The sequence below is a fragment of the Burkholderia sp. PU8-34 genome (genome assembly GCF_053427725.1).
Genome location: NZ_JBSAXC010000010.1, coordinates 31,656 through 53,766 on the forward strand (window position 1 = coordinate 31,656; position 22,111 = coordinate 53,766).

17 protein-coding genes are annotated in these 22,111 nt (G+C 64.1%); 4 read left to right on the top strand and 13 right to left on the bottom strand.

The window, feature by feature from the left end; translation table 11 throughout:
- Positions 1-39: 39 nt before the first annotated feature.
- From ACV22Z_RS22725 to ACV22Z_RS22735, 3 genes are all read left to right on the top strand, one after another.
- Positions 40-924 (top strand): intradiol ring-cleavage dioxygenase, encoded by an 885-nt coding sequence (locus ACV22Z_RS22725; protein ID WP_448078527.1) that lies wholly within the window; start codon positions 40-42, stop codon positions 922-924.
- A 123-nt stretch (positions 925-1,047) separates the two neighbouring features.
- Positions 1,048-2,115, top strand: coding sequence for a maleylacetate reductase (locus ACV22Z_RS22730; protein WP_448078528.1), 1,068 nt, complete (start codon positions 1,048-1,050; stop codon positions 2,113-2,115).
- Positions 2,116-2,294: 179 nt separating this feature from the next.
- The gene (locus ACV22Z_RS22735; RefSeq protein ID WP_448078529.1) at positions 2,295-3,002 is read left to right on the top strand and encodes a TetR/AcrR family transcriptional regulator; all 708 of its coding nucleotides are present in this window, start codon (positions 2,295-2,297) and stop codon (positions 3,000-3,002) included.
- 90 nt (positions 3,003-3,092) lie between these two features.
- Here the strand turns inward: ACV22Z_RS22735 and ACV22Z_RS22740 are convergent, their stop codons facing one another.
- From ACV22Z_RS22740 to ACV22Z_RS22780, 9 genes are all read right to left on the bottom strand, one after another.
- A complete protein-coding gene (locus ACV22Z_RS22740; protein WP_448078530.1) occupies positions 3,093-4,040 on the bottom strand; it encodes a hydroxymethylglutaryl-CoA lyase in 948 nt (315 codons plus the stop codon).
- 53 nt (positions 4,041-4,093) lie between these two features.
- Positions 4,094-5,848: an FAD-dependent oxidoreductase gene (locus tag ACV22Z_RS22745; RefSeq protein ID WP_448078531.1), complete on the bottom strand. Its 1,755-nt coding sequence runs from the start codon at positions 5,846-5,848 to the stop codon at positions 4,094-4,096.
- A 113-nt stretch (positions 5,849-5,961) separates the two neighbouring features.
- Positions 5,962-7,698: an AMP-binding protein gene (locus tag ACV22Z_RS22750; protein WP_448078532.1), complete on the bottom strand. Its 1,737-nt coding sequence runs from the start codon at positions 7,696-7,698 to the stop codon at positions 5,962-5,964.
- A 57-nt stretch (positions 7,699-7,755) separates the two neighbouring features.
- Entirely contained in the window at positions 7,756-8,544 is a 789-nt protein-coding gene (locus tag ACV22Z_RS22755) for an enoyl-CoA hydratase/isomerase family protein (protein WP_448078533.1), read from the bottom strand.
- Positions 8,545-8,606: 62 nt separating this feature from the next.
- A complete protein-coding gene (locus ACV22Z_RS22760) occupies positions 8,607-10,346 on the bottom strand; it encodes a CocE/NonD family hydrolase (RefSeq protein ID WP_448078534.1) in 1,740 nt (579 codons plus the stop codon).
- A gap of 229 nt (positions 10,347-10,575) precedes the next feature.
- Positions 10,576-11,499, bottom strand: a complete 924-nt coding sequence (locus tag ACV22Z_RS22765; protein WP_448078535.1) for an amidohydrolase family protein — start codon at positions 11,497-11,499, stop codon at positions 10,576-10,578.
- Positions 11,500-11,594: 95 nt separating this feature from the next.
- The gene (locus tag ACV22Z_RS22770) at positions 11,595-12,998 is read right to left on the bottom strand and encodes an MFS transporter (protein ID WP_448078536.1); all 1,404 of its coding nucleotides are present in this window, start codon (positions 12,996-12,998) and stop codon (positions 11,595-11,597) included.
- A 33-nt stretch (positions 12,999-13,031) separates the two neighbouring features.
- Positions 13,032-14,132: a porin gene (locus tag ACV22Z_RS22775; RefSeq protein WP_448078537.1), complete on the bottom strand. Its 1,101-nt coding sequence runs from the start codon at positions 14,130-14,132 to the stop codon at positions 13,032-13,034.
- Between the two features lie 320 nt (positions 14,133-14,452).
- The gene (locus tag ACV22Z_RS22780; RefSeq protein ID WP_448078538.1) at positions 14,453-15,244 is read right to left on the bottom strand and encodes an enoyl-CoA hydratase/isomerase family protein; all 792 of its coding nucleotides are present in this window, start codon (positions 15,242-15,244) and stop codon (positions 14,453-14,455) included.
- Positions 15,245-15,596: 352 nt separating this feature from the next.
- On the opposite strand from ACV22Z_RS22780, the gene ACV22Z_RS22785 reads away from it, so the two are divergent.
- On the top strand, positions 15,597-16,358 hold the full coding sequence (locus ACV22Z_RS22785; RefSeq protein ID WP_448078539.1) for a TetR/AcrR family transcriptional regulator: 762 nt from the start codon (positions 15,597-15,599) through the stop codon (positions 16,356-16,358).
- A gap of 10 nt (positions 16,359-16,368) precedes the next feature.
- On the opposite strand, the gene ACV22Z_RS22790 is transcribed toward ACV22Z_RS22785, so the two are convergent.
- The 4 genes from ACV22Z_RS22790 to ACV22Z_RS22805 form a co-directional block, all read right to left on the bottom strand.
- Positions 16,369-18,687, bottom strand: a complete 2,319-nt coding sequence (locus tag ACV22Z_RS22790) for a molybdopterin cofactor-binding domain-containing protein (protein ID WP_448078736.1) — start codon at positions 18,685-18,687, stop codon at positions 16,369-16,371.
- Complete coding sequence (locus ACV22Z_RS22795) at positions 18,618-19,094, bottom strand: (2Fe-2S)-binding protein (RefSeq protein ID WP_448078737.1); 477 nt, start codon at positions 19,092-19,094, stop codon at positions 18,618-18,620. Before ACV22Z_RS22795 ends, ACV22Z_RS22790 begins: the two co-directional genes overlap by 70 nt.
- 138 nt (positions 19,095-19,232) lie before the next feature.
- Positions 19,233-20,591 (bottom strand): MFS transporter, encoded by a 1,359-nt coding sequence (locus ACV22Z_RS22800; protein WP_448078738.1) that lies wholly within the window; start codon positions 20,589-20,591, stop codon positions 19,233-19,235.
- A 46-nt stretch (positions 20,592-20,637) separates the two neighbouring features.
- Positions 20,638-22,107: an aldehyde dehydrogenase family protein gene (locus ACV22Z_RS22805; RefSeq protein ID WP_448078540.1), complete on the bottom strand. Its 1,470-nt coding sequence runs from the start codon at positions 22,105-22,107 to the stop codon at positions 20,638-20,640.
- Positions 22,108-22,111: the final 4 nt, after the last annotated feature.

Consider the following 22,111-nt stretch of genomic DNA (forward strand, 5'->3'; position numbering starts at 1 on the left):
GAAAGGTCAGACCGGCATCGAGGCATCAGGAGAGAGACAATGCGGAACATCGGCGAAGACACCATCACGCAAGCTGTGCTTGCGGCGATGTCGGGTTGCGGCAACGAAAGGCTGCACACGGTCATGACGAGCCTCGTCCAGCATCTTCATTCGTTCGCACGGGAAGTGAAGCTGACCGAGGACGAATGGCTGTATGCGATCAACTTCCTCACGCGCGCCGGGCATATCACCGACGAAAACCGCCAGGAGTTCGTGCTGCTGTCGGACACGCTCGGCCTGTCGATGCTGGTTACGGCGCAGAACAACCGCAAGCCCGCCGAATGTACCGAGGCGACGGTGCTCGGGCCGTTCTTCGTCAAGGGCGCGCCGGATTACGAAAACGGACAGGACATTTCCAACGGTGCGGCAGGCCTGCCCTGTTTTGTCGCCGGGCACGTGCGCACGCTTTCCGGCGAGCCGATCGCCGGCGCGGAAATCGACGTGTGGCAATCGGACGAAGAAGGGTTCTACGACGTCCAGAACATCGACCCGGACAGCGATGGCATCGAGTTTCGCGCGCGAGGCCGCTTGCACACCCAGGGCGACGGCCGCTTTCATTTTCGCTCGATCCTCCCCGAGGCTTACCCGATCCCGCACGACGGCCCGGTCGGCCAGATGCTCGATGCGCTCGGACGCCACCCATGGCGCCCGGCGCACCTGCATTTCTGGATCAAGGCTCCCGGGTATGAACCCCTGATCACGCATCTGTTCCGCAACGGCGACCGCTACCTCGATTCCGACGCCGTCTTCGCCGTACGCTCGTCGCTGATCGTCGACTGGATCGAGCATCCGCCCGGCGTGGCGCCGGACGGGACGCGAATGAATACGCCGTACTACACGCTGGACTATGATTTCGTCCTGAACGGTTCCGGCCACACACGGTAACGCGCGAGCGGACGGCCGGCCGCACGCCGGCCCGCGCGCCGCCCCACGCGTTGCTTGCGTGCATGTCGAGCATGCCCGCGCCACCCGCAATGCGGGTTCGTCAACTTTGCAATGGGGCCAACAGTGTCCACCTCTGATTTCGTCTATAACGGCCGCGCGACACGCGTCGTATTCGGCGCCGGCTCACGTGATCTCATCGAACGGGAACTGCTCGCGCTGGGCGCGCAGCGTGCGCTGGTCATCTTCGGCCACGAACAGAGCACGCTCGGCACGTCGATTGCCGAGCGGCTCGGCGCACACGCAGCGGGCATGTTCGATCGCGCCACGATGCACGTTCCGGTGGAGCTCGTCGAGCAAGCACGCTCGGCCGCCGCATCCGTGGACGCCGACTGCCTGGTCGCCGTCGGCGGCGGATCCGCGATCGGCCTCGCGAAGGCCATTGCCCTCGCGTCCGGCCTGCCGATACTCGCGTTGCCGACCACCTACGCGGGCAGCGAGATGACGCCGATCTTCGGCATCACCGAGGCGGGACTGAAACGCACCGGCACCGATTTGCGCGTGCTGCCGAGGACCGTGATCTACGATCCCGACCTGACCGTTACCCTGCCGGCCGCCCTTTCGCTGACGAGCGGCATCAACGCGATCGCCCATGCCGCCGAGGGGCTGTATTCGCGCGATGCCAATCCCCTGACGAGCCTGATGGCGGAAGAAGGCATCGCGGCGCTCGCCCGCAGCCTGCCGACGATCGTAGCGCGTCCGCAGGACGCCGCCGCGCGGGCCGATGCGCTGTACGGCGCCTGGCTCTGCGGCACGGTGCTGGGAAGCGTGGGCATGGCGCTGCATCACAAGCTGTGCCATACGCTAGGCGGCAGCTTCAATCTGCCGCACGCACCGACTCACACGATCGTGCTCCCGCACGCATTGGCATACAACGCCGATGCCGCACCCGACGCGATGACGCGCATCGCGCGCGCGATCGGCCACGACGACGCGGCACTGGGCATGTACGAACTCGCGCGTGCCAACGGCGCGCCCGTCGCGCTGAAGGATATCGGCATGCCGGAGAGCGAACTCGATCATGCCGCGGACCTGGCATGCAGCAACGCCTACTGGAATCCCCGCCCGCTGGAACGTGAAGCGATTCGAGCGCTGCTGCAACGGGCATTCGACGGCAGTCCGCCGAATTCCTGACGGCACGGCCCTTCCGTCACGTCAATCGGGACACGGCCGCGTACGCGGCCAGTCTCGCCATCCCTGTCAGATGCAATTGAATTCCGCCATCCAATTACTTAGGATAACTGTTAATTAGACGATGTTGTGCTACATTACTTCCATGAAGCCCACTGGATTTTGCGGCGAGGCAATTGACCATGGATTCGCAAGCATCAGTCTACGAAACGACCGCACGAACGCATCGGCCGGCGGAATTGAAGCGATCCGAGCAGCAGCGGGCGCAGGAAACCCGTTGCGCGATCCTGAATGCGGCGCTCGTTGAGTTTTCATCAAAGGGCTTCGACGCCGCCAGCATTCGCGGCATTGCCGACCGTGTAGGGATGCGGCATCCACTCGTCACCTATCACTTCCGTTCCAAGGAAGTTCTGTGGCGTGCCGTCGCGGAACACGTGTTCGAACGCATCCGTCATGAACGTGACGCAATCCTGTCCGGATCCGCCCCGGTCAACGCGCTCGACCGGCTCAAGATCGCCTATGGCGGGCTATTCCGGTTCACGGTCAACTTCCCCGAGTTTCATCGCTTCATCCTCCAGGAGACACTCATCGACAGCCCGAGGCTACATTGGCTCGCGGATTCGATCCTGAAACCCGTCATCGATTGGCTGCTGCCGCAAATTCGCGCCGCGCAGGAAGAGCGGGCCATCCCGAACGTCGAGCCGATCATGTTTCACTACATGCTGATCAGCCTCGCGTCCACGCTATCGGGCTTCGGTCCGGAGATCTCGTCCACCAGCGATCTGTCGGCATCCGATCCGGCGATTGCCGACGAATACTGGAATACCGTGGAGCAGCTCGTGTTCGGTGCGCTGGCCCCACGCGATACGGCGTCGCTGTCGAACCGCTGATGCGCGGCCGATGCCGCACTCCGGTCCTCGGCCATCGCCCGCCAGCCGGGCTCTCTCGCGCCCGTCAACCCGCCTTTCGAGATGGCGGCATCAGTCGGCGGACCTGCGCGCCATCAACGCCTTGCCCGCGCGCGCCCCATACGCCTTGCCCATTTCCCGGCTCACCCATGCGCCGATCGAAACGGCCGCGTCCAGGTCGATTCCGGTTTCGATTCCGAGGCCGTTCAGCAGATACAGCAGATCCTCCGTGGCGACATTCCCTGTCGCGCCCTTTGCGTACGGACAGCCGCCGAGCCCGGCAATGGACGAGTGGAATACGGTCATCCCGGCCTGAAGCGCACCCGCGATGTTCGCCAGCGCCTGCCCGTAGGTATCGTGAAAATGACCCGCGAGGCGCGCCAGCGGAAACGCCGTCGACGCCTTTTCAACGACGCGTCGAACGTGTCGCACCGTACCGACGCCAATCGTGTCGGCAAGGTCGATTTCGTCGCACCCGAGATCGCGGAATCGCTTGACCATGTCGACTACGGCGTCGATGCTCACATCGCCCTCGTACGGACATCCGAACGAGCAGGAAATGCTCGCGCGCACATGCAATCCGGCATCTTTCGCGGTGCGCGCCACCGGCGCAAAGCGCTGCAGCGAGTCCGCCACGGAACAATTGATATTGCGAACGGAGAACGCCTCGCTCGCGGCTCCGAAGATGACGACCTCGTCGGCTTTGCTCTCCATCGCGGCCTCGAGCCCCCTCATGTTCGGCGTGAGCGCCGCATAGGAGACCCCGGCCGAGCGCTTGATGCCCGCCATGACGGCTGCGCCGTCGGCCATCTGCGGCACCCATTTCGGCGAAACGAACGATGCCGCCTCGATGCGTCGCACGCCGGCGTCGGCGAGCCGATCGACCAGTTCGATCTTGATTGCCGTCGGAACGAAGTCGTGTTCCGCCTGAAGCCCATCCCTGGGCCCGACCTCGACAATGGTCACGCGCTCCGGAAATGCTCCGTCCCGCCCCGTCTCTTGCCGTTCCTGCCGAATCATGTACGTCTCCATGTCGTGCCCAAGGAGGGGCGCCCGCGGCGCCCGTTCGGCACCTATCTCGCGAGAACTTCGCGCAATACCCGGCGCAGCTCGGCCGCCGGATCGTCCGACAACGCAGCGCTGCGCCATGCCACGTGGTGATCGGGGCGAACCAGCACGCAGCCGCTGTCCGCGATTTCGCGTACGCGTGCCCAGTCGCCGGCGTGGTCCGCATAATGCTGCCGCGGGCCGATGACGCGCACGTCGATTTCCAGTCCGAGCTCGTCGGCTACTGCCGACGCGGCGTCGATCCACGCTTCTCCACCCAGCCCCGTGAACAGCGCGAACCGCCCATGCCCCGCGAGGTCCAGCGTCGAGAGTTTCCGTCCGTGCGCGTCGAACACCCACGCATGCGGCAACCGCGCGCCGGGCCATGTCGTCGACTGGTAGTACAGTTCCGGGTCGCGCGGGAACGCCGGTTCGGCCTGCCCGTCGGTGACGGCCGCGCTCGAGCGGTAGCGCTGGTTCATTTCCACGCCGTGAGCGTCGAGCTCATATCGCTTGAATGTCAGCGCTTCCCGAATCGCCTCCCGCTGCGCCTCTGCCGCCTTTGTCGATTGGCTTCGGGCGTGCATGTTCGATGCCATGACCTCCACGTCATTCGATGCGTCGATACCGAGCGCGCGGTAGAGCGGCGCAAATTCGGCAATCGACTGGTTGGCCCGCGTCACGACCTGCTTCGCGATCGGCGCCCGCTCGGTCGAGTAGGTATCGAGCAGCGCGTCGCCCGCCCGCCCCTTGATCACCGCCGCCAGCTTCCACGCAAGATTGAACGCATCCTGAATGGACGTGTTGGAGCCGAGCCCGCCGGACGGCGGGTGCCGGTGCGTCGCATCGCCCATGCAGAACACGCGCCCGTCCTGCATGCGCGTCGCATACATGTTGTTCACCGTCCAGGTGCTCGTGCCGAGCAGTTCGATCTCGAGATCGGGCTTGCCGACCAACTGCCGCGCGATCTCCGTCGCGCGCGCCTGGTCCACGACCGGGGTGGGCTCGCTGATGTCGTAGCCCCAGACGATCAGCCATTCGTTCCACGGCCGCACCATGCGGATCAACCCCATCCCGATACCGCCGATTTCAGCCCCCGGCTGCATGATCGGATACAACACGGCGGGACGATGCGCGACGAATTCCGACAGGTCCGCACGGAACCAGATGTTCATGGAACCTCGCACACCCATCTGGCCTTCGAACGGCAAGCCCGCATTCTTCGCGACCTTCGAGTTGCCGCCGTCCGCGCCGATCAGGTAACGCGACCGCACGGTGAACTCTTCGCCCGACAGTCGATCGCGACAGCGCGTGATCACGCCGTCCCCCGTCTGCGTATGACTCAGGTATTCCGTGCTCATCCGCGCCTCGGTCCCTCTCGAGCACGCCGTCTTGAACAGCAACGGTTCCATGAACGTCTGCGGCAGATCGTTCATCTTCGTCGGGCTGGACAATTGCCGCTCCGCCCTCGACAGCGGATGCGCGCCCCAGCTCGGCACCCGGCCGATCTCTTCGCCCGTCAGGCTTTCGCAGAATACCGTTCCGCCCATCAGGTCCTGATCCGTCGCATGCAGATAGGCCTCCTGCTCCACCTCGTGGCCAAGATCGCGAAGCACCTCCATCGTGCGCAAGTTCGTGATGTGCGCACGGGGCGTGTTGGCCAGCCAGCGATAGTAGTTGACGACCATGTTGTCGATGCCGTACGTCGAAAGCAGCGCGGCGCAAGCAGACCCGGCGGGCCCCGTCCCCACGATGAGGACATCCGTTGTAATTTCACTCATTCCACACCTCCTGTCTCCCAGTCATCCCGCACGCTCGACATTCATGCCTGTACGGATTCCTAACATGTCGGAACACGGCTTCGATACGACCTCGTTCCGCGACTATCGCGCTTTCACGCGGTCTTCTGCTCGTTCAGCCCCAGCAAGCGAACCATCTCCTGGCGCATCGCAAACTTCTGGATCTTTCCGGTTACCGTCATCGGCAGTTCGTCGACGAACCGGATGTACTTCGGCACCTTGTAATGCGCGATCTGCCCCCGGCAAAATTCCCGGATCTCGTCCTCGGTCGCGTACTCGCCCTGCTTCAGCACGATCCACGCGCACAGCTCTTCGCCGTTTTTCTGGTCTGGCACGCCAAATACCTGAACATTCTGCAACTTCGGATGCCTGAACAAATACTCCTCGATTTCGCGAGGATAGATGTTTTCGCCGCCACGGATCACCATGTCCTTGAGCCGGCCGACGATATTGCAGTAGCCGTCCGCGTCGATCGTCGCGAGATCGCCGGTATGCATCCAGCCGTCGACGATGCTTTCCCGGGTCTTTTCCGCCTCTCCCCAGTACCCCAGCATCACCGAATAGCCTTTCGTGCAGAGCTCCCCGGTCTCGCCGACGGCGACGGTATTCCCCGAGGTGTCGACGATCCTGACTTCGAGGTGCGGCTGGATCGTCCCGACCGTCGTCGTCCGCTTGTCCAGCGGATCCGTCGTGGCGCTCTGGAACGACACCGGGCTGGTTTCCGTCATCCCGTATGCAATGGTGACTTCGCGCATGTGCATCCTGTCGACGACCTGGTTCATCGTTTCAACCGGGCACGGCGATCCGGCCATGATGCCGGTTCTGAGGCTGCCCAGGTCGAATGATGCAAAGTCCGGGTGTTGCAGTTCCGCGATGAACATCGTCGGCACGCCGTGAAGCGCCGTGCAACGCTCCTCCGAGACGGCCGCGAGGGTCGCACCGGCGTCGAATCCCTCACCGGGGAACACCATCTGCGCGCCCACCGACACGCACGCCAGGACCCCGAGCACCATGCCGAAACAATGGTAGAGCGGAACCGGGATGCAGAGCGAATCGGCTTCGGACAGCTTCATCGCCATCGCGACGAAACGCGCGTTGTTGACGATGTTGCGGTGTGTCAGCGTCGCACCTTTCGGACTGCCCGTCGTGCCGCTGGTGAACTGGATGTTGATTGCGTCCTGGGCGGACAGCGATTCCTCGATCGCATCGACCGACGTCTCCCCCATTTCCCGCAGCACTTCCGCTCCGCGCTGCATCACCGACGGAAACGGCGTCACGCCCGATATGCCCGGATCGTTCACGGATATCACGACGCGGAGGTCCGGCACGCGTGCGCAATCCAGGTTCCCGGCAATTCCGGAATGAAGCTCCGGCGCGATCTCGAGCAACATCGAAAGGTAGTCCGACGTCTTGAATTGCTCGGCCGTCACGAGCGCCTTGCAGCCGACCTTCCGCAACGCATACTCGAGTTCCGCGATGCGATACGCCGGATTGATGTTGACCAGTATTGCGCCGATTCTCGCCGTCGCGAACTGGACCAGCAGCCATTCGACGCGATTGGGAGACCAGATCCCGACGCGGTCCCCCTTCTCGATCCCGAGGGAAAGCAGGCCCGCCGCGAGCCGATCGACCTGCTCGTCGAATTCCGCCCATGTCCACCGTACGCCTTGCTCCCGGAAAACGACCGCCGGCCGATCGGGAAAGCGTCGGGCGGTATCTCTCAGGAACCGGCCGATCGTCGCTTCGCTCAGCGGAATCCCTGTTGCGCCCTGCACGTGCGCGATGCCGTTGACGGGGGAAACGGACCCTGTGCGGGTTGATACGTGGTGCATTTGGTCATTCTCCAACGCGTGTGCTCTAGTGGAGCGCGTGCCCCGACTGACTCGCCGTCACTTCCCGTGGAAAACCAGGTCGCCGGGCTCCTGATCGGCATCGAATGCCTCCGCCGTATTGGCGAAGCCCCTCGTTGCGTCCTCGGTGTCGTACAAATCCATCGTCACATCCAGCATGACGGCGTCCGCACCGGTCATGCCGCCGCTCGACCAAGCCTTCAGCAGCGTGCGCGTCGCGGCATACGACAGCGTCGGGCCATCCGCGAGTCGCGCGATGAGTTCGCCGGCGACGCGCTCGAGCGAATCCGGCTCGGCGACGTGCGTCGCGATGCCGAGCTCGCCCGCCAGGCTGCCCGGAATGGGTTCGCCCAACATCGCAAACCGGGAAGCGCGACTCCGCCCCACGCGCTCCGCCAATCGCTGCAGGGCACCCGCAATCGGCAGCATCGCGGTCGTCACTTCGACGCAACGAAACACCGAGTCGGTTGCCGCCACCACGAAATCGCAAGCCAATGCAAGTTCGAAACCGCCGCCGAAAGCCAGGCCCTGCACCACCGCCACGGTCGGGACGCGCAGCGCCTCGATCGCCCGATAGGCGCTGTTGACCTGCGCGACAAATGTGCGGAACCAGTTAATGTCCTTGCCCGGCCATTCGCGAACTTCGCCGCCGAGACTGAAATTCGGCCCCTCGGCGCGGACGACCAGCACGCGGATATCGCTTTCGCTGGCTTCGCGAACGGCATCTTGCAGGCACTGGGCAAAGCGTGCATCAAGCCGGTTGTAGGGCGGATTCGCGAGCACGATGCTCCCGACTTTGTCATTGCGCTCAAAACGGATGCTTTTCATCAGATAACCTCGAATCAATCAAATTCACCACGTGTCCAGACGTACTCCTGCTTCCATTTATGTCAGGAATGCTTATCGTCAAGCGGAATCAAAGGGAGCAGAAGATGCGATGGCCTGTCTGCGTCCCGGTAAACCTTGTGAGTGACCGTCTCGCTGCTGCAAACGTGATACGGGATGTATTCGACGTCGGTCATCGCGCCCGTTCCCGTCGGCACGTCGAGACTGCTGATTTCGATGCAGATTCGATGCCCGGCCTTGAATTGATTGGCGGTTGCGAGAATCTGGATCTCGTACTTGACGATCTCGCCCGGCGTGACCGGCTCGATCGCGTTCCGGGTCAGTTTATGGAACGGCTCTCCGGGCGTCGACCGGTCGGGATCCGTTGCCCGATACGACGCCTTCAGCCAGCCACGAGTCAGCTCGCGTTCCGGCAACGTCGCGGGGACTTCCCGTTCGCCGACTCTTGCGGTCACGACGGAGACGTCCGGCCCGACGTCCTTGAGCACGACGATCCAGTTCGTGTCCGCCCGGTCGATCTCGGCATAGAGCGTCAGTGAAATCGGACCGGCGACCAGCACGTCATGCGGGAGCGGGTCGGTCATGTATCGCAGCCGCTCCACCCTGGATGTCTTCTTGAGCGGCATTTGCGTGAACACGTCAGGCTCGCGCAATGCGTTGCCGACCTCGGCCGACGGCCGCGGCGCGTCGGTCGTCAAGCGCTCCCATCCACCGAGGTAGTACTTGGCCCATTGCGTCTCCGGCAACGGCCAGTCGGTGCCCGTCCGCCATTCGTTGGCGCCCATGACCCAGTATCTGACCGGCGGCTCGTCCATGATGCCGGTATCGATCCCCTTCAACCAATGGTCGTACCAGCGGATCACCTCGTCATGGTATTGATGGAACGGCCGCTCCAGATGCGCCGGCCCCGTGAAGATCAGCTTGCGCGGTTGCTTGACGTTCTTGAAGTAATGCTGCGCGCCAAGCCAGTGCAGCTTGTACGTATAAGCGTACGCACCCGAACCTGTGTAGAACGGAATCCTGATCGATCGAAAGGTTTCCTCAGCCCGCTCGACGGTACCGTCGGCTTCCCACGGATTCGTCATCATGTGGTACATCACAAACGTTCGCTGCCCCTTCTGCGTCAGGATGTTGTACAAATTGATGTACATCTTGTAGTCGGGGTTGCGCATCGCGGCCTGCCAGAGCGCTTCCTGCTCGTCCGACAGCGGACCCGGCACGCCGCGCGGCTCATGCACGGTGCTGAACACGTCGAGCAGGTACGGAAACGTGTGCAGCACGCCGCCCGGATTGAAATCGCGGAAGCCGAACATGCCGCCGTAAGCGCTGCACGCGTCGTACGGAAAGATCGCCTTCAGCGCGGGGTGCCCTTGCGCAGCGGCGCGCCATTGCTCTCCCGCAAAGCCTGAAATGCCAACCATGCCGACGTTGCCGTCCGACCACGGCTGCCGGGTGATCCACTCGATCATGTCGTAGTGGTCCGTATTTTCCGAGCCGTAATGTCCTTCCGATTTCGCCGACCCTCTCGGCTGCGCGATGACGTGCACATAGCCATTGGCGACAAACCTCCGGCTGTCGCCCGCCTCGACCGGGCCGAACCAGAGCGGCGCGTGCGCCGGCTGCGGAGGCAGCACGTCGGCGATATCAGGCCCCTGGAGATCCTTGTTATGCAGTGCCGATGCATACAGCACCGGATACTTTCCGTCGCCATCCGGCCGATAAACGTCGACGGCAAGACGTGTGCCATCGCGCATCGTGACGATTACGTCGCGTTCCTCAATCATGTCCCCTCCACATATTCACTGGTACGTCAGGTTTCAGCAGACCGTCATGTTTCAACCGGGAAACGGTACTTGCCTGCCGAAACACGTTTCCTGTTCGTGCGCCGCCAGGGTCGCACGATCAAGCAGCTGTCGAATTCACTATACTGCACACTCGTACAGTATGCAAGCCTGATCATTTCGGCGAGCGATGAAAGCCTTCGTCATGCTGCCCGCCTGATTGCGCGATCAGCTAGCGGCCAAGCAAGCGCGCAGCGTTTTCCCCATACACCTTGTCCATCTCGATCCCCGGAACCCGGAGGTCGTCGAGCACGGCCCCGAATTGCCGGATCGCGCTCGTCGGTGCGAACGGGAAGTCGGTGCCGAAAAGCACGCGATCGGGTGCCGCGACTTGCGCGAGCGCGCTGAGGGACGCGTACCCCGCGGAAAGCGCGGTGTCGAAGTAGAACGACCTGATCGCGTCGAACGTGTCGCCGACACGCTCAGCCACACCGGGCATCATGGAAATGGAAAGCGCGAGCCGCGGCGCGAGGAACGGGAGCGTGCCGCCCGCATGCGAGAGGATGAACCGGATGTTCCGGAAACGGCGCACCGCGCCCGATATCACGAGGCTCGCGGCCGTGCGCGTCGTCTCGAACGGATACTCGAGCACGGACGCCGGCGCGACCGATGGCACGTCGTGAGGCGGCTGATTGGGATGAACGAACACCACCGCGCCGCGCCTGTCCAGCTCCTCCCACAACGGTGAAAAGTGCGGGTCGCCCAGATATCGTCCGTCGTAGTTCGTGAAGACGATGAAGCCATCGACTTTCAGATGGTCGAGGCAATAGCCGACTTCATTCAGCGACGCATCGATGTCCGGCAGCGGCAGGCTCGCGAACGAGCCGAACCGCCCCGTGTACCGGGCCCTGAGTTCCGCGGCATGATCGTTGCACTTTCTCAGCAGCGTGGCTGCGTCCGGCAGGGGCGGACCGGACGAAATGGAAATGATGCCTTCGTCGATGCCGTTCTCGTCCATCATCGCAATGGCCGCCTCTGCGGACCACTCGGGCGCAACGCCACTGGGCATGGCGGCCTTCAACAAGTCCAGTCCGACCGCGTCCACGTAGAGTTTCGGCAGGAAATGCTGGTGTGTATCGATCTTTCGCTTTGCCATAACGCTCGTCTCCTAAATTGCGCTCTCGCCGCTGCGGCGAGGGCATTGATACCGAATCGAATTCGCCTGAATCAGGCCTTTGCACCGCACGACGCTCACTGCGTCGTGCCGCCATTCGACAACGGCTGGGTGCCCGCCGATACCGCACCGAATTCGCCCGAGTCGTCGCGCCGCGATTGCCGTGCGGAGAGAATCCGTGCCATCGCGGCCATGCACAGGCAAGCGATCACCAGCGGAATCGCCAGCAACGCGCAGGTATACGCATAAGGGAATCCCGATACGACGATCAGGCCGATCAGCGACGAGCCGACGATCGAGCCCAATCTGCCGATCGCGACGTTCCATCCGCCTCCGGACGCACGAAGCGCGGTCGGATAGAAGATGCCCGGAATCGTGTTGATGCAGATCAGCGGGCCTCCGACCGCCAGGCCGGACACGAAGACCACGCCCGTGTGCCAAGGGGTTGTCTCGGAGAGGCCGAGCGCGACGACAAGCAGCGAGCCCGCGCCGAATGCCCAGGAAATGACCGACGCAACGTTGCAGCGACGCACGAGAATGGCGAACAGCACCGCGCCGCCAAGCGCCCCGAACTGGAACATCGACGACACCTGCGATGCATCGTGCATCGACAGGCCAACCTGCTTCAGATGCGTCGGCAACCAGCTCCCGACGAGAAAGAACACGAGATAGCCCGAGAATTCCGTGACCCAGGTCAGCACGGTTCCGGACCGATACTCGCTTTCCAGCAGCGCCAGGGTTCCGCGTCGCGATGCCTTCGGCGTGTCGATGACAAAGGTCAGCGCGGAACTGTCGGCCGCCGGGAACATCCTGGCGAGCAGCCGCCGCACCGCGGCATCAGGCCGCCTCCTCGCCACCATGTAGAGCGGCGACTCCGGCACCAGCCAGATCAGCAAGGCCAGCACGCAGAGCGGCATCGTGCCGCTCAACATCAGCATGCCGCGCCAGCCCAGTGCACCGATCGCAACGGAAGTCACGAAGCCGGCGATCGAGGCGCCAAACAGGAATCCGCAAAACATCGAGGCGAGCATCGCCGAGCGCGACCGGCCTGGGCTGTACTCGGCGACGAGGGACGACGTCGCCGGCATTGCCGCGCCGATACCCAGGCCGGTCACGAAGCGCCAGATGATGAGCTGCAGGATCGACCCAGATCCGCTGGATGCGAGACCGGCTACGCCGAACCACGCAATCGCCGCGATGCTGACCGCTCTGCGGCCGACACGATCGGCCATCGTGCCGCCGACGATCGAGCCGACCAGCAGCCCCGAAAGCCCGAACGCGACCAGCGGTGCGAGGGCTGCCCCCGGCAAGCGCCACTCGTGACTGATGGCAGGCGCGATGAACCCGATCACGATCGTGTCGAATCCCTCGATCGCCGTGGCGGCAAAGCATACGAAGAACACGGTCCACTGCATTTTTCCCATCGGCATCCGGTCGAGAAACTCGCGTATGTCGATACGACGGCCTTCGGTCTGTTCCATTTCGTTTCCTTGAATTGCGATTGCCCGGCATCGTCAGAATCGGTGACGCAATCCGACACGCAAGATGCTCTGGTTTCTGCCGCTCGACGGCGTGGTGACGTAGGTGATTTGCGCCTGGGTTGCCGAGCCGCCCGCCCTCATCCATTCGGCGGCAAAATAGACATCGGTTCGCTTCGAAAACAAGTAGTCCACAAAGAGATCGACGGCCCGGTAGATGGGCGTCGCATCGCCGGCATCGACCTTGCCATGTGTGTAGACGTACGCCATGCCGGCGAGCAAGGCCGGATTGATCAGGTAGCTGACGTTCGCCTCATAGTTGTCGAAGCGGACGTCCTTTCCCAGGAACGCCTTCGTGAATCGCGTCGTCGTATATTCAAGGCCGACGGTCGCATTGCCGATCCGGTACTGCCCGCCGACGCCGGCGATCTTCTGGCTTTCCGCCTTCGGCACGTAGGCAGCGAACGTAACGGTTCGCGGCGCGATGCTGTCGAACACCGCCGTATAAGGGTTCTTGATGATCGTATAGGCGGCCGCCAAATACAGCGGTATCGCGACGCCCGTGTAGGTGATGCCGACCGACGTCACGCTGTTCGACGAGAACTGGCCGGGCTGGCCGCCGAAACTGTAAAGAGCGCCGAGCGCGAATCCGGCCACCGTCGGGCTGACATACTTCACTGCGTTGTTGATGCGGTTCGTTCCGGCCGTGTTGTCGATGTCGCCCGCATGCGCGAAGTACACCGACCAGTTCAGTCCGGCATTGATCTTCGAGAGAAGATCGGCAATCTCCTCGTACTGGCGCCCGAGCGTCAACGTGCCGAGTCGGCTCGAGATGCCGACATAGGCTGAACGGCCGAAAAGCCGGCCGTTGTTGCCGACGTTCCCGGTCGACGGATCGAAGCCGTTCTCCAGAACGAAAATCGCTTTCATGCCGCCGCCGAGATCCTCGGCGCCGCGAAGCCCCCATCGGGATATCGACGCCCCGCCGCTCTGCAGTTGCCAGTTCGAGTGGCCATTCTGGTTGGTGGTATAGGTCACCCCCTCGTCGACGATGCCATAAAGCGTCACGCTACTTTGCGCATACGCTGTCGAAAGCGAGCCACATATCAGCATGGCGGCACAGGGCAAATGCTTCATCTCCAGTCCCCTCCGTATTTGTGCTCATTCGGCCTTGCAAACAACGTGGAATTCCAATGAAGATCTCTAAACTGCCCGATCGTACAGCTTTAGTGTAGGTCTAAATTTTCCGACCGTACAGGATTGCATGGCTGGGACTATCCCTTAGCAACGCCCTGCTTGTCTGATGTTTTGGCCGGCGAACGGACGCGCGTCGATGCACGGCGATGTCGCGCCGCAGCAGGGCGCGCGTGAGGGAAGGAGAAGCGCAGGTGTGCTTGCTTGATGGGCGGGCCGCGTTCTTGCGGCCCCGGGCGGGTGATTGCCGGGGCCCGGGGATATCAGGCGGACGGGTTGCCCGACGCGCTCGACCGTCCGACAAAAGCAGCAACTCGCTGGCGGAAATCAACGGTGGAAGCACATCGCAAGAATGCCTGCTTCTCGCGTTCGAGATGTCGCTCGAGTTCGGCCTCCGACGACGCACTGCCGACGAGAGACTTGAGTTCTGCGACGGCCGACTCCGGAATCCCGGCTATGCCGCGCGCAATGGCCAGTGAATCGCCTTCCAGCAGGGACGCGTCGGTCAAGTGCTGAACGAGCCCCAATGCATTCGCCTCTTCGGCGCTCAGCGAATCCTTCACCAGCAGGGCATGCAGCGCATTCGCCGTTCCCAGCCGGCGCGCCAGATGAAACGACAGGCCGCCGTCGCTCGACGTCCCGAGTTTCGCGTAGCCGACGACGAAGCGGGCAGCACGCGATGCCACCACCAGGTCGCACGCCAATGCCAACGAGAAACCCGCTCCCGCCGCAGCCCCCTGCACGCTTGCAATCACCGGCATCGGCAATCGCCTGATCGACAGCACCACGGCGTGCAGCGCACCGATGAGCGACTCGAGAACGCCGTCCGATCGGCGCAGGCTGTCGTGGATCTGAACGAGGTCTCCACCCGCCGAGAAGATCCGGCCCGTTGCCTGGAGGATCACTGCGCGATACTTCCCTGCTCGCTCGATGTCGCCGAGGATGCGCAGCATCTCGTCGCAAAACGCCAGGTCGATCGCGTTTGCCCGCTCGTCACCATGCATCGTGATCAGGGCAATTTCGTCATTCGATGCAAGCGTGATTTTCCCGTTCATTTCGGTATGCCAATCATGAGCCGGACCGCGTGACGGGCCCGGCTCGATTCACGATGTGCCGGCGCGCATGGCGCGGCTCCGGTATGGCGCGGAAGCGCTCACGGCTCGGGCGAATGATCAGGAACCGTCTTGCGCGCCGATCCGCAGCCGATTATATTTTACGTTCGTGCAATTTAAAAGGCGACGGATGCCTGCGATCGCAGATGCAACGTGAAAAGGACAGGCGCAAGCGCGGTTTGCGCGATTCGACGGCCGGGGGCAGCGCCTTGTATTATACTTTCGTACAGTTTTACGCTGCTTACGCCAGTGGCGCAGATCGTTCCGGCAAAGCAACTCCCATTCGAGAGGTCATATGACACAACGCAACGTGTCCGCGAAGAAGCCGGCAAGAAAGGGCCGACCGGATGAATTCACGCGCGCCGAACAGCAGCGCGCGCAGGATACCCGGACTGCCATCCTCGGCGGGGCGCTCGCTGAATTCGCCGCGAAGGGCTTCGAAGCCGCCAGCATTCGCAGCATCGCAGAACGCATCGGCTTGCCGCACGCGCTCATCACCTACCATTTCCGCTCGAAGGACATCCTCTGGCACGCGGTGGCAGAGTCCGTGTTCGAACGTATCCAGCACGAGTGGGAAAAATATCTGACGGATACACCGCCCGCACAGGCGTCGGAGAAGGTGAGGCTGGTGTACCGGGCGCTCTTCCAGTTCACGGTCGACTATCCGGAATTCCATCGTTTCATGCTCCAGGAATTTCTTGGATACAGTCCGCGGCTGCAGTGGCTCGCCGATACGGTGCTGAAACCCCTGATCAACTGGGTGCTGCCGCAAATCAGGGAGGCACAGGACGAAGGCGCGTTGCCGAAAGTCGAGCCCATCATCTTCCACTATCTGCTGATCAGCCTGACGTCCACCCTTTCCGGATTCGGGCCGGAGATGGCGGCGACGGCCAACATTTCGTCGTCCGATCCCAAGATCGTCGACACCTATTGGCAGATGGTCGAGACGCTCGTTTTCGATCGGCAAGCACCTGAGCAGCAGGGCCTGGCGAAGCCCCGCCGCAGCACTGTCGCGAAGCAGCCGCGCGCGGCGGCCAGAACGGGCAGCGACGCCTGATCCGGATCGCTTATCCGGTTTGCGACGCCCCGCGTCGATCCAGATGCGCGAGGATCCTGTCCGGTACCAAGGGCAAATCGCGCACGCGGGCGCCACATGCGTCTGCCACGGCGTTCGCCAGCGCGGCCGCAGCCGGGCCCAGCGAACATTCACCCGCGCCGAGCGAAGGCGCGTCGGGCTGGTCCAGCAGCAGGACGTCGATCGGGGGCACCTCGTCGACGCTCAGGATGGGGTAGTCCTGCCATCCGCGCGTGGTGATGTCGGTGCGATCGAACCTCACGCGCTCCTTGAGCGCCCAGCTCAACGCCTGGACGATGCCACCCTCGATCTGGTTTTTCACCCCATCGGGATTGATGACGTGGCCGACGTCGACCGCGGCGGTCACGTTGGCAACCCGGATCATCCCGGTCGCGCGGTCGACATGCACATCCACGACGATCGCCGTGTAAGCGCCGATGTTCTTGTAGCGTGAGTACGCAAAGCCGCGCCCGTTCTGTCCGTCGCGCCCGCCTCCCGCGCGCCAGTTCGCACGGCTCGCCGCCTGCTGCACGACCGCTCTCGCGCGCGGATCGCTCAGATGGGCCAGGCGGAACGCCACCGGGTCGGCGTTCGCCGCATGCGCGAGTTCGTCCATGAACGACTCGATCGCAAACACGTTGCCGAAAGCGCCCAGCGTTCGCAGCGAACTCGCGCGGACAGGCGCATCCAGCAACAGGTGGTTGGTGATTTTCCGGCGCGGCAGGTCGTAGACCGGCACCGCATTGCGGTCGCCATTTCCATACGGCTGCGGAATCCGCAACGGCGGCGCCGGCCGGAAAGGCCTGGCGAGATGCCACGCGGCCAGCAGGTTGACGCCGCCGGGCTCCCCCGGCCGCATCGCATGCGAATTGCTCCACACGTGATGGTTCCAGTCGGCGATCCGGCCGTCGGCGGACAGCGCCGCCTCCACGCGCATCACCATTGCCGGGCCGATCGGCGCCCACGCGAATTCGTCGTCGCGCATCCATTGAAGCTTGACCGGCCGCCCCGGCACTTCGCGCGCAAGCAACGCCGCATCGAGCGCGGCATCGTCGGCGCCGTTGTGGCCGTAGCAGCCCGACCCGGGAACATGCACCACGTCGACCGCATCTGCAGGCATCTCCAGAACCGTCGCGAGATTGCCGCGCAGCGGGAATGCCCCCTGCGTGTGCGACCAGACCGTCATGTGCCCGTCCTTGAGCAGCGCGACGGAGCAGGAGGGGCCGATCGATGCGTGCGACAGATACGGCCGGGAGTAAGTCGCGCTCAGCCGCTTCGCGATCTCCGGTGGCTGCGCATCCTGTCCCGCGACACTCACCACGCTGTCTTCACTTCGCCACTGCGGCAGCGCATCCACGAGATGATCGGCATCCGGCAGCGCGACGTGATCCGCGCTCCACTGCGCGGCCGCCATCAGCGCGCGCCGCGCGCCGATCGCCTGCTCTTCGCGCTCGGCGATGACGCCCAGGAAGCTGCCGTTGCGAACCACGGCGACGACACCGGGAAGCCGTCGCACGGCCGCTTCGTTCACCGACACCAGCATCGCGCCGTTTCTCGGTGGCCGTGCGATGCGACCGTACAGCATGCCGGGCAGGCGCATGTCCTGAACGAACGCCGCGCCGCCCGTGAACTTGGCCGGCAGGTCGATGCGCGGCATCGACTTGCCGACCAGCCTGTACTCCGACGGGCGCTTCGGTGTCGCAGCGGCACTCACGTCGCGTGCGAGCAGCCCTCGCTCATCCCTGACGATGTCCGCATAGGCGATGCGGCGGCCGTCGGCCAGCAGGATCACGCCGTTCTCGACCCGAAGGCCGGACTGTGCGACGCCGAACCGCCGGCTCGCCGCGGCGAGCAGTACCGCGCGCGCTTGCGCTGCAGCGGTACGCAATGCCGCTCCGCCCTGCTCGATCGACTGGCTGCCGAACGTATAGCCTTCGTTCGGACTGTGGGCCGTATCCGCTGACATCATCCGGACGCGATCGAAATTCACGTCGAGTTCGTCGGCAGCGATTTGCGCGAGCGCGGTGAGAATGCCCTGCCCCAGCTCCGCCTTGCCCGTGAAAACCGTGACCGTGCCGTCGACGTCCACCCGGATCCAGCCATCGAGCTTGGGGTTCGCGCGAAGATCGGCCGGCAGGTTCGCACCGGCCTGCGCAAACGCCTGGAACGGCGCGAGCGTGAACGTCGCGACGACCGCCCCCGCCAGCCTGCCGAACGCGCGCCGCGAAATCTTGACGGTGCTCATTTGTGCAACGCCTCCGCTGCGCGCCGGATTGCGCGGATGATCCTGTTGTGCGCACCGCAACGGCATTTGTGCCCGGCCAGCTCGCGCCGTATGGTTGCCGGGTCCGGGTCCGGATCCCGGTCGAGCAGCGCCTTCGCGGTCATCAGGATTCCACTCGAACAGTAGCCGCACTGCGCGGCTTGCTCCGCGATGAATGCCTGTTGCAACGGGTGGAGCCGTTCGCCGTCGCCCAGGCCCTCGACGGTGGTCACCTTCGCCGCCCCGACCGCGCCGACCGGCAATACGCACGAGCGCGCCGCGTCGGCGCCGATCGTCACGGTGCATGCGCCGCACTGTGCCTCGCCGCAGCCGAACTTCGGGCCATTCAATTGAAGATCGTTGCGCAGCACGTAGAGCAGCGGCGTTTCCGCCGGCACGTTCAGCACGTGACGCTTTCCGTTCACTGCGATTGAAATGCTCATGTCGCCTCCCATCACATCGGACACCCGTATGGCCGGCCACGCGCCGGGCCCATCGGCCCGGCTGCCCGTTCGCCCGGGTTCACTGCACCGGCTACCCGCCGGTTGCCACTTGAAGCACCCTGTCCTGTTGCTTCGATATCCTTCGCATCATCAGCCCGGAATCGGCACCGACCCGTCGTCACGACGCCTGCCGACGACGCGCGAGAGAACGATCAGCATCAGGCACGACGCCAGCGCGGGCACTGCCGCCGCAATGAACAGCGCCGTGTTCGACCAGTGCAACGCAATGAGCTGTCCCGCGAGCACCGGGCCGATGATCGAACCCGCCCGCCCGACGCCCAGGCTCCAGCCGACGCCTGTCGCCCTGAGCGAGGTCGGATACAGCGTGGCGGCCAGCGCGTTGATCGCCGGTTGACCGCCCACAATGCAGACGCCACTGATCAGCACGACCGCATAGCGCAAGCCGAGCGCCAGATCGGGGGCGCCGACCGCTGCGACCGCCAACGTCGCAACCAGGAAACTGAACGCCAGCACACGATAGAAGCCGAAGCGATCCATCAGCGGCCCCATCAGCAACGCGCCGGCCGTGCCGCCGATCTGCAGCGAAGTCCCGATGAGCACGGCGGTCGCGGTGCCGGTGCCGAGCCGCAGGGACAGCATCGGCAGCCAGTTCGACAGAAAGAAGAGATCGAGCAGGTTCGCGAAGTTGATGCCCCACAGCAATAGCGTCATCGCACCGCGCCCGTTGCGAAAGAGTTCCGCGACGGACGCCTTTGCATTCATCTGTCCATGCACGACGTAGCGCGTCTGCGGCCCGACTTCCGCTTTCGGCCTGATCCGGCGCAGCCACCGCGCGATTTCCTCGGGATCGCGCCGTTTGAGCACGAGCAGTTGCAAGGATTCCGGCAGGTATCGCGTCATTGCCACGGCGACCGCCAGCGGCAGGATGCCGCCGATCAGGAATACCGACTTCCAGCCCGCCGTCGGAACCAGGGCTGCGCTCAGAAGCCCACCGGCAATGGCGCCGCCCGTGAACCCGCAGGACACCCAGGTCATCAGCGACGCGCGATGTTTCTGCGGACTGTATTCGCTGACCAGCGCGATGGCGTTGCCCATCACGCCGCCGATACCGAAGCCGGTCAGGAATCGAATCGCGAGAAACTGCGGAATGGTCTGGATGGCGGCAGTCGCGAGCATGCATAGCCCGTAGAAGACCGTCGCCCCGATCAGCACCGGCCGACGCCCGACCCTGTCGGCCGCCGCGCCCAGTACGATCGAGCCCGCGAGCATCCCGAGCAGCCCCGCGCCGAAAACGGGGCCGAGGTTCGCAGGACTGACGTGCCACGCCTGCACGATCGCGGGAGCGACGAACCCCATCGTCTGTACGTCAAAGCCGTCCATGACCACCGAACAGCCGATCAGCACCATGATCCATTTCTGGAAGGGACTCAGCGGCTGGTGATCGATCAGCGTGCCGATGTCGAGGACGGGAGAACAGGCTTCTTCCACCTGGTTTGCGGTATCGGGAATCAACGTTGCACCTCGCTCGATCTGCCTAGAACGGATAGGACGGAATGTCGTCCCGGCTCGTCACCCACTGCCACTCCGTGAACTGGTCCGCATTGGTCAGCGTGCTGTAGTTGTGCCCGTTGCCGGACTGACCTAGCCCCCCCATGGGTCCGAAAACCTCATGCATGACCGTCTGGTCATTGATATGGACGATGCCCGCATGCAGTCGGTCGGCCATCCGCCGGGCACGGCGCGGATCGGATGACGCCACTGCCGCGACCAGGCCGTACCGGTTCCGGTTGGCCAGCGAAACGGCCTCGTCGTCGCTGCCGAACACGGTGACTGCCGCGACCGGGCCGAAAATCTCTTCGTCGAACGCCGGCATGCCCGGCGCGACATCGACGATGACGGTCGGCTCATAGAACAATCCGTTCCGGGAACCGCCAGTCAGGACCCTTGCACCGCTGCGGGCGGAGTCGGCGACGATGCGATCGACATTTTGCGCCTGCCGTTCGTTGATGATGGGGCCGAGGTGAACCTCGCTCCTGTACGGATCGCCGACCATCAATGCCCTGGCGCGCCGCACGAGGCTCTCGACGTATCTGTCGGCAATGCTTTCATGGACGAGATGCCGGCCCGCCGACATGCACACTTGCCCTTGATGCAGGAACGATCCCCAGGCCCCCGCACTCGCGGCAGCTTCGACGTCGACGTCGTCGAGCACGATATAGGGGTTCTTGCCGCCGAGCTCGAGGCACGCCCGCTTGAGCATGCCGCCGGCAACCGCTCCGATCTCTTGCCCGACCCGCGTCGACCCCGTGAAGCTGATCATGTCGACTAGCGGATCCCTGACCATTGCATCCCCCACCGGCGCGCCGCCCGGAAGCACGTGGAGCAGCCCCTCAGGAAGCCCCGCGGCCTCGAACAGCCGCGCGTACATGACGCCCCCGCAGACCGGGGTCTGCGGATCGGGCTTGAGCAGGACCGCATTGCCGGTCGCCAGCGCCGGTGCGATCGCGCGCGCCGCCAGGATGAACGGGGAATTCCAGGGGGTGATGACGCCGACCACGCCCATCGGAATCCTGCGCGCGAGACTGTGCCGCCCCTTCACGTCGGTCGCCGTGACGACGCCGGTCGGCTGGCTGCCCAATCCCGCCGCTTCGAGAATCTCGCGTATCGCGAGTTGCACCTCCATGTGCGCCTTCTGTCGTATCGACCCGGTCTCCCGGACGATCTGAACGGCGATCTCGTCGCCGTGTTCGCGCAGCAGACGCGCGACTTCGCGCAGGATGTCGCCTCGCTGCGGGCCCGGTTTCGCGGCCCAGGCCGGTTGCGCCTCTGCCGCGATCGCGGCGGCGGCCGACACATCCGCGGCCGACGCGCAGCCGATCGATCCCATTTCCGTTCCGGTTGCCTTCTCGGTCACGGGGAGCGTACCGGCCCCTGCCGTCTTCCAGCCGCCGCTGTAGATCCTGTCGCGCCATACGGATGCTGGCGCCAGTTCGGTTACAGACATCAGA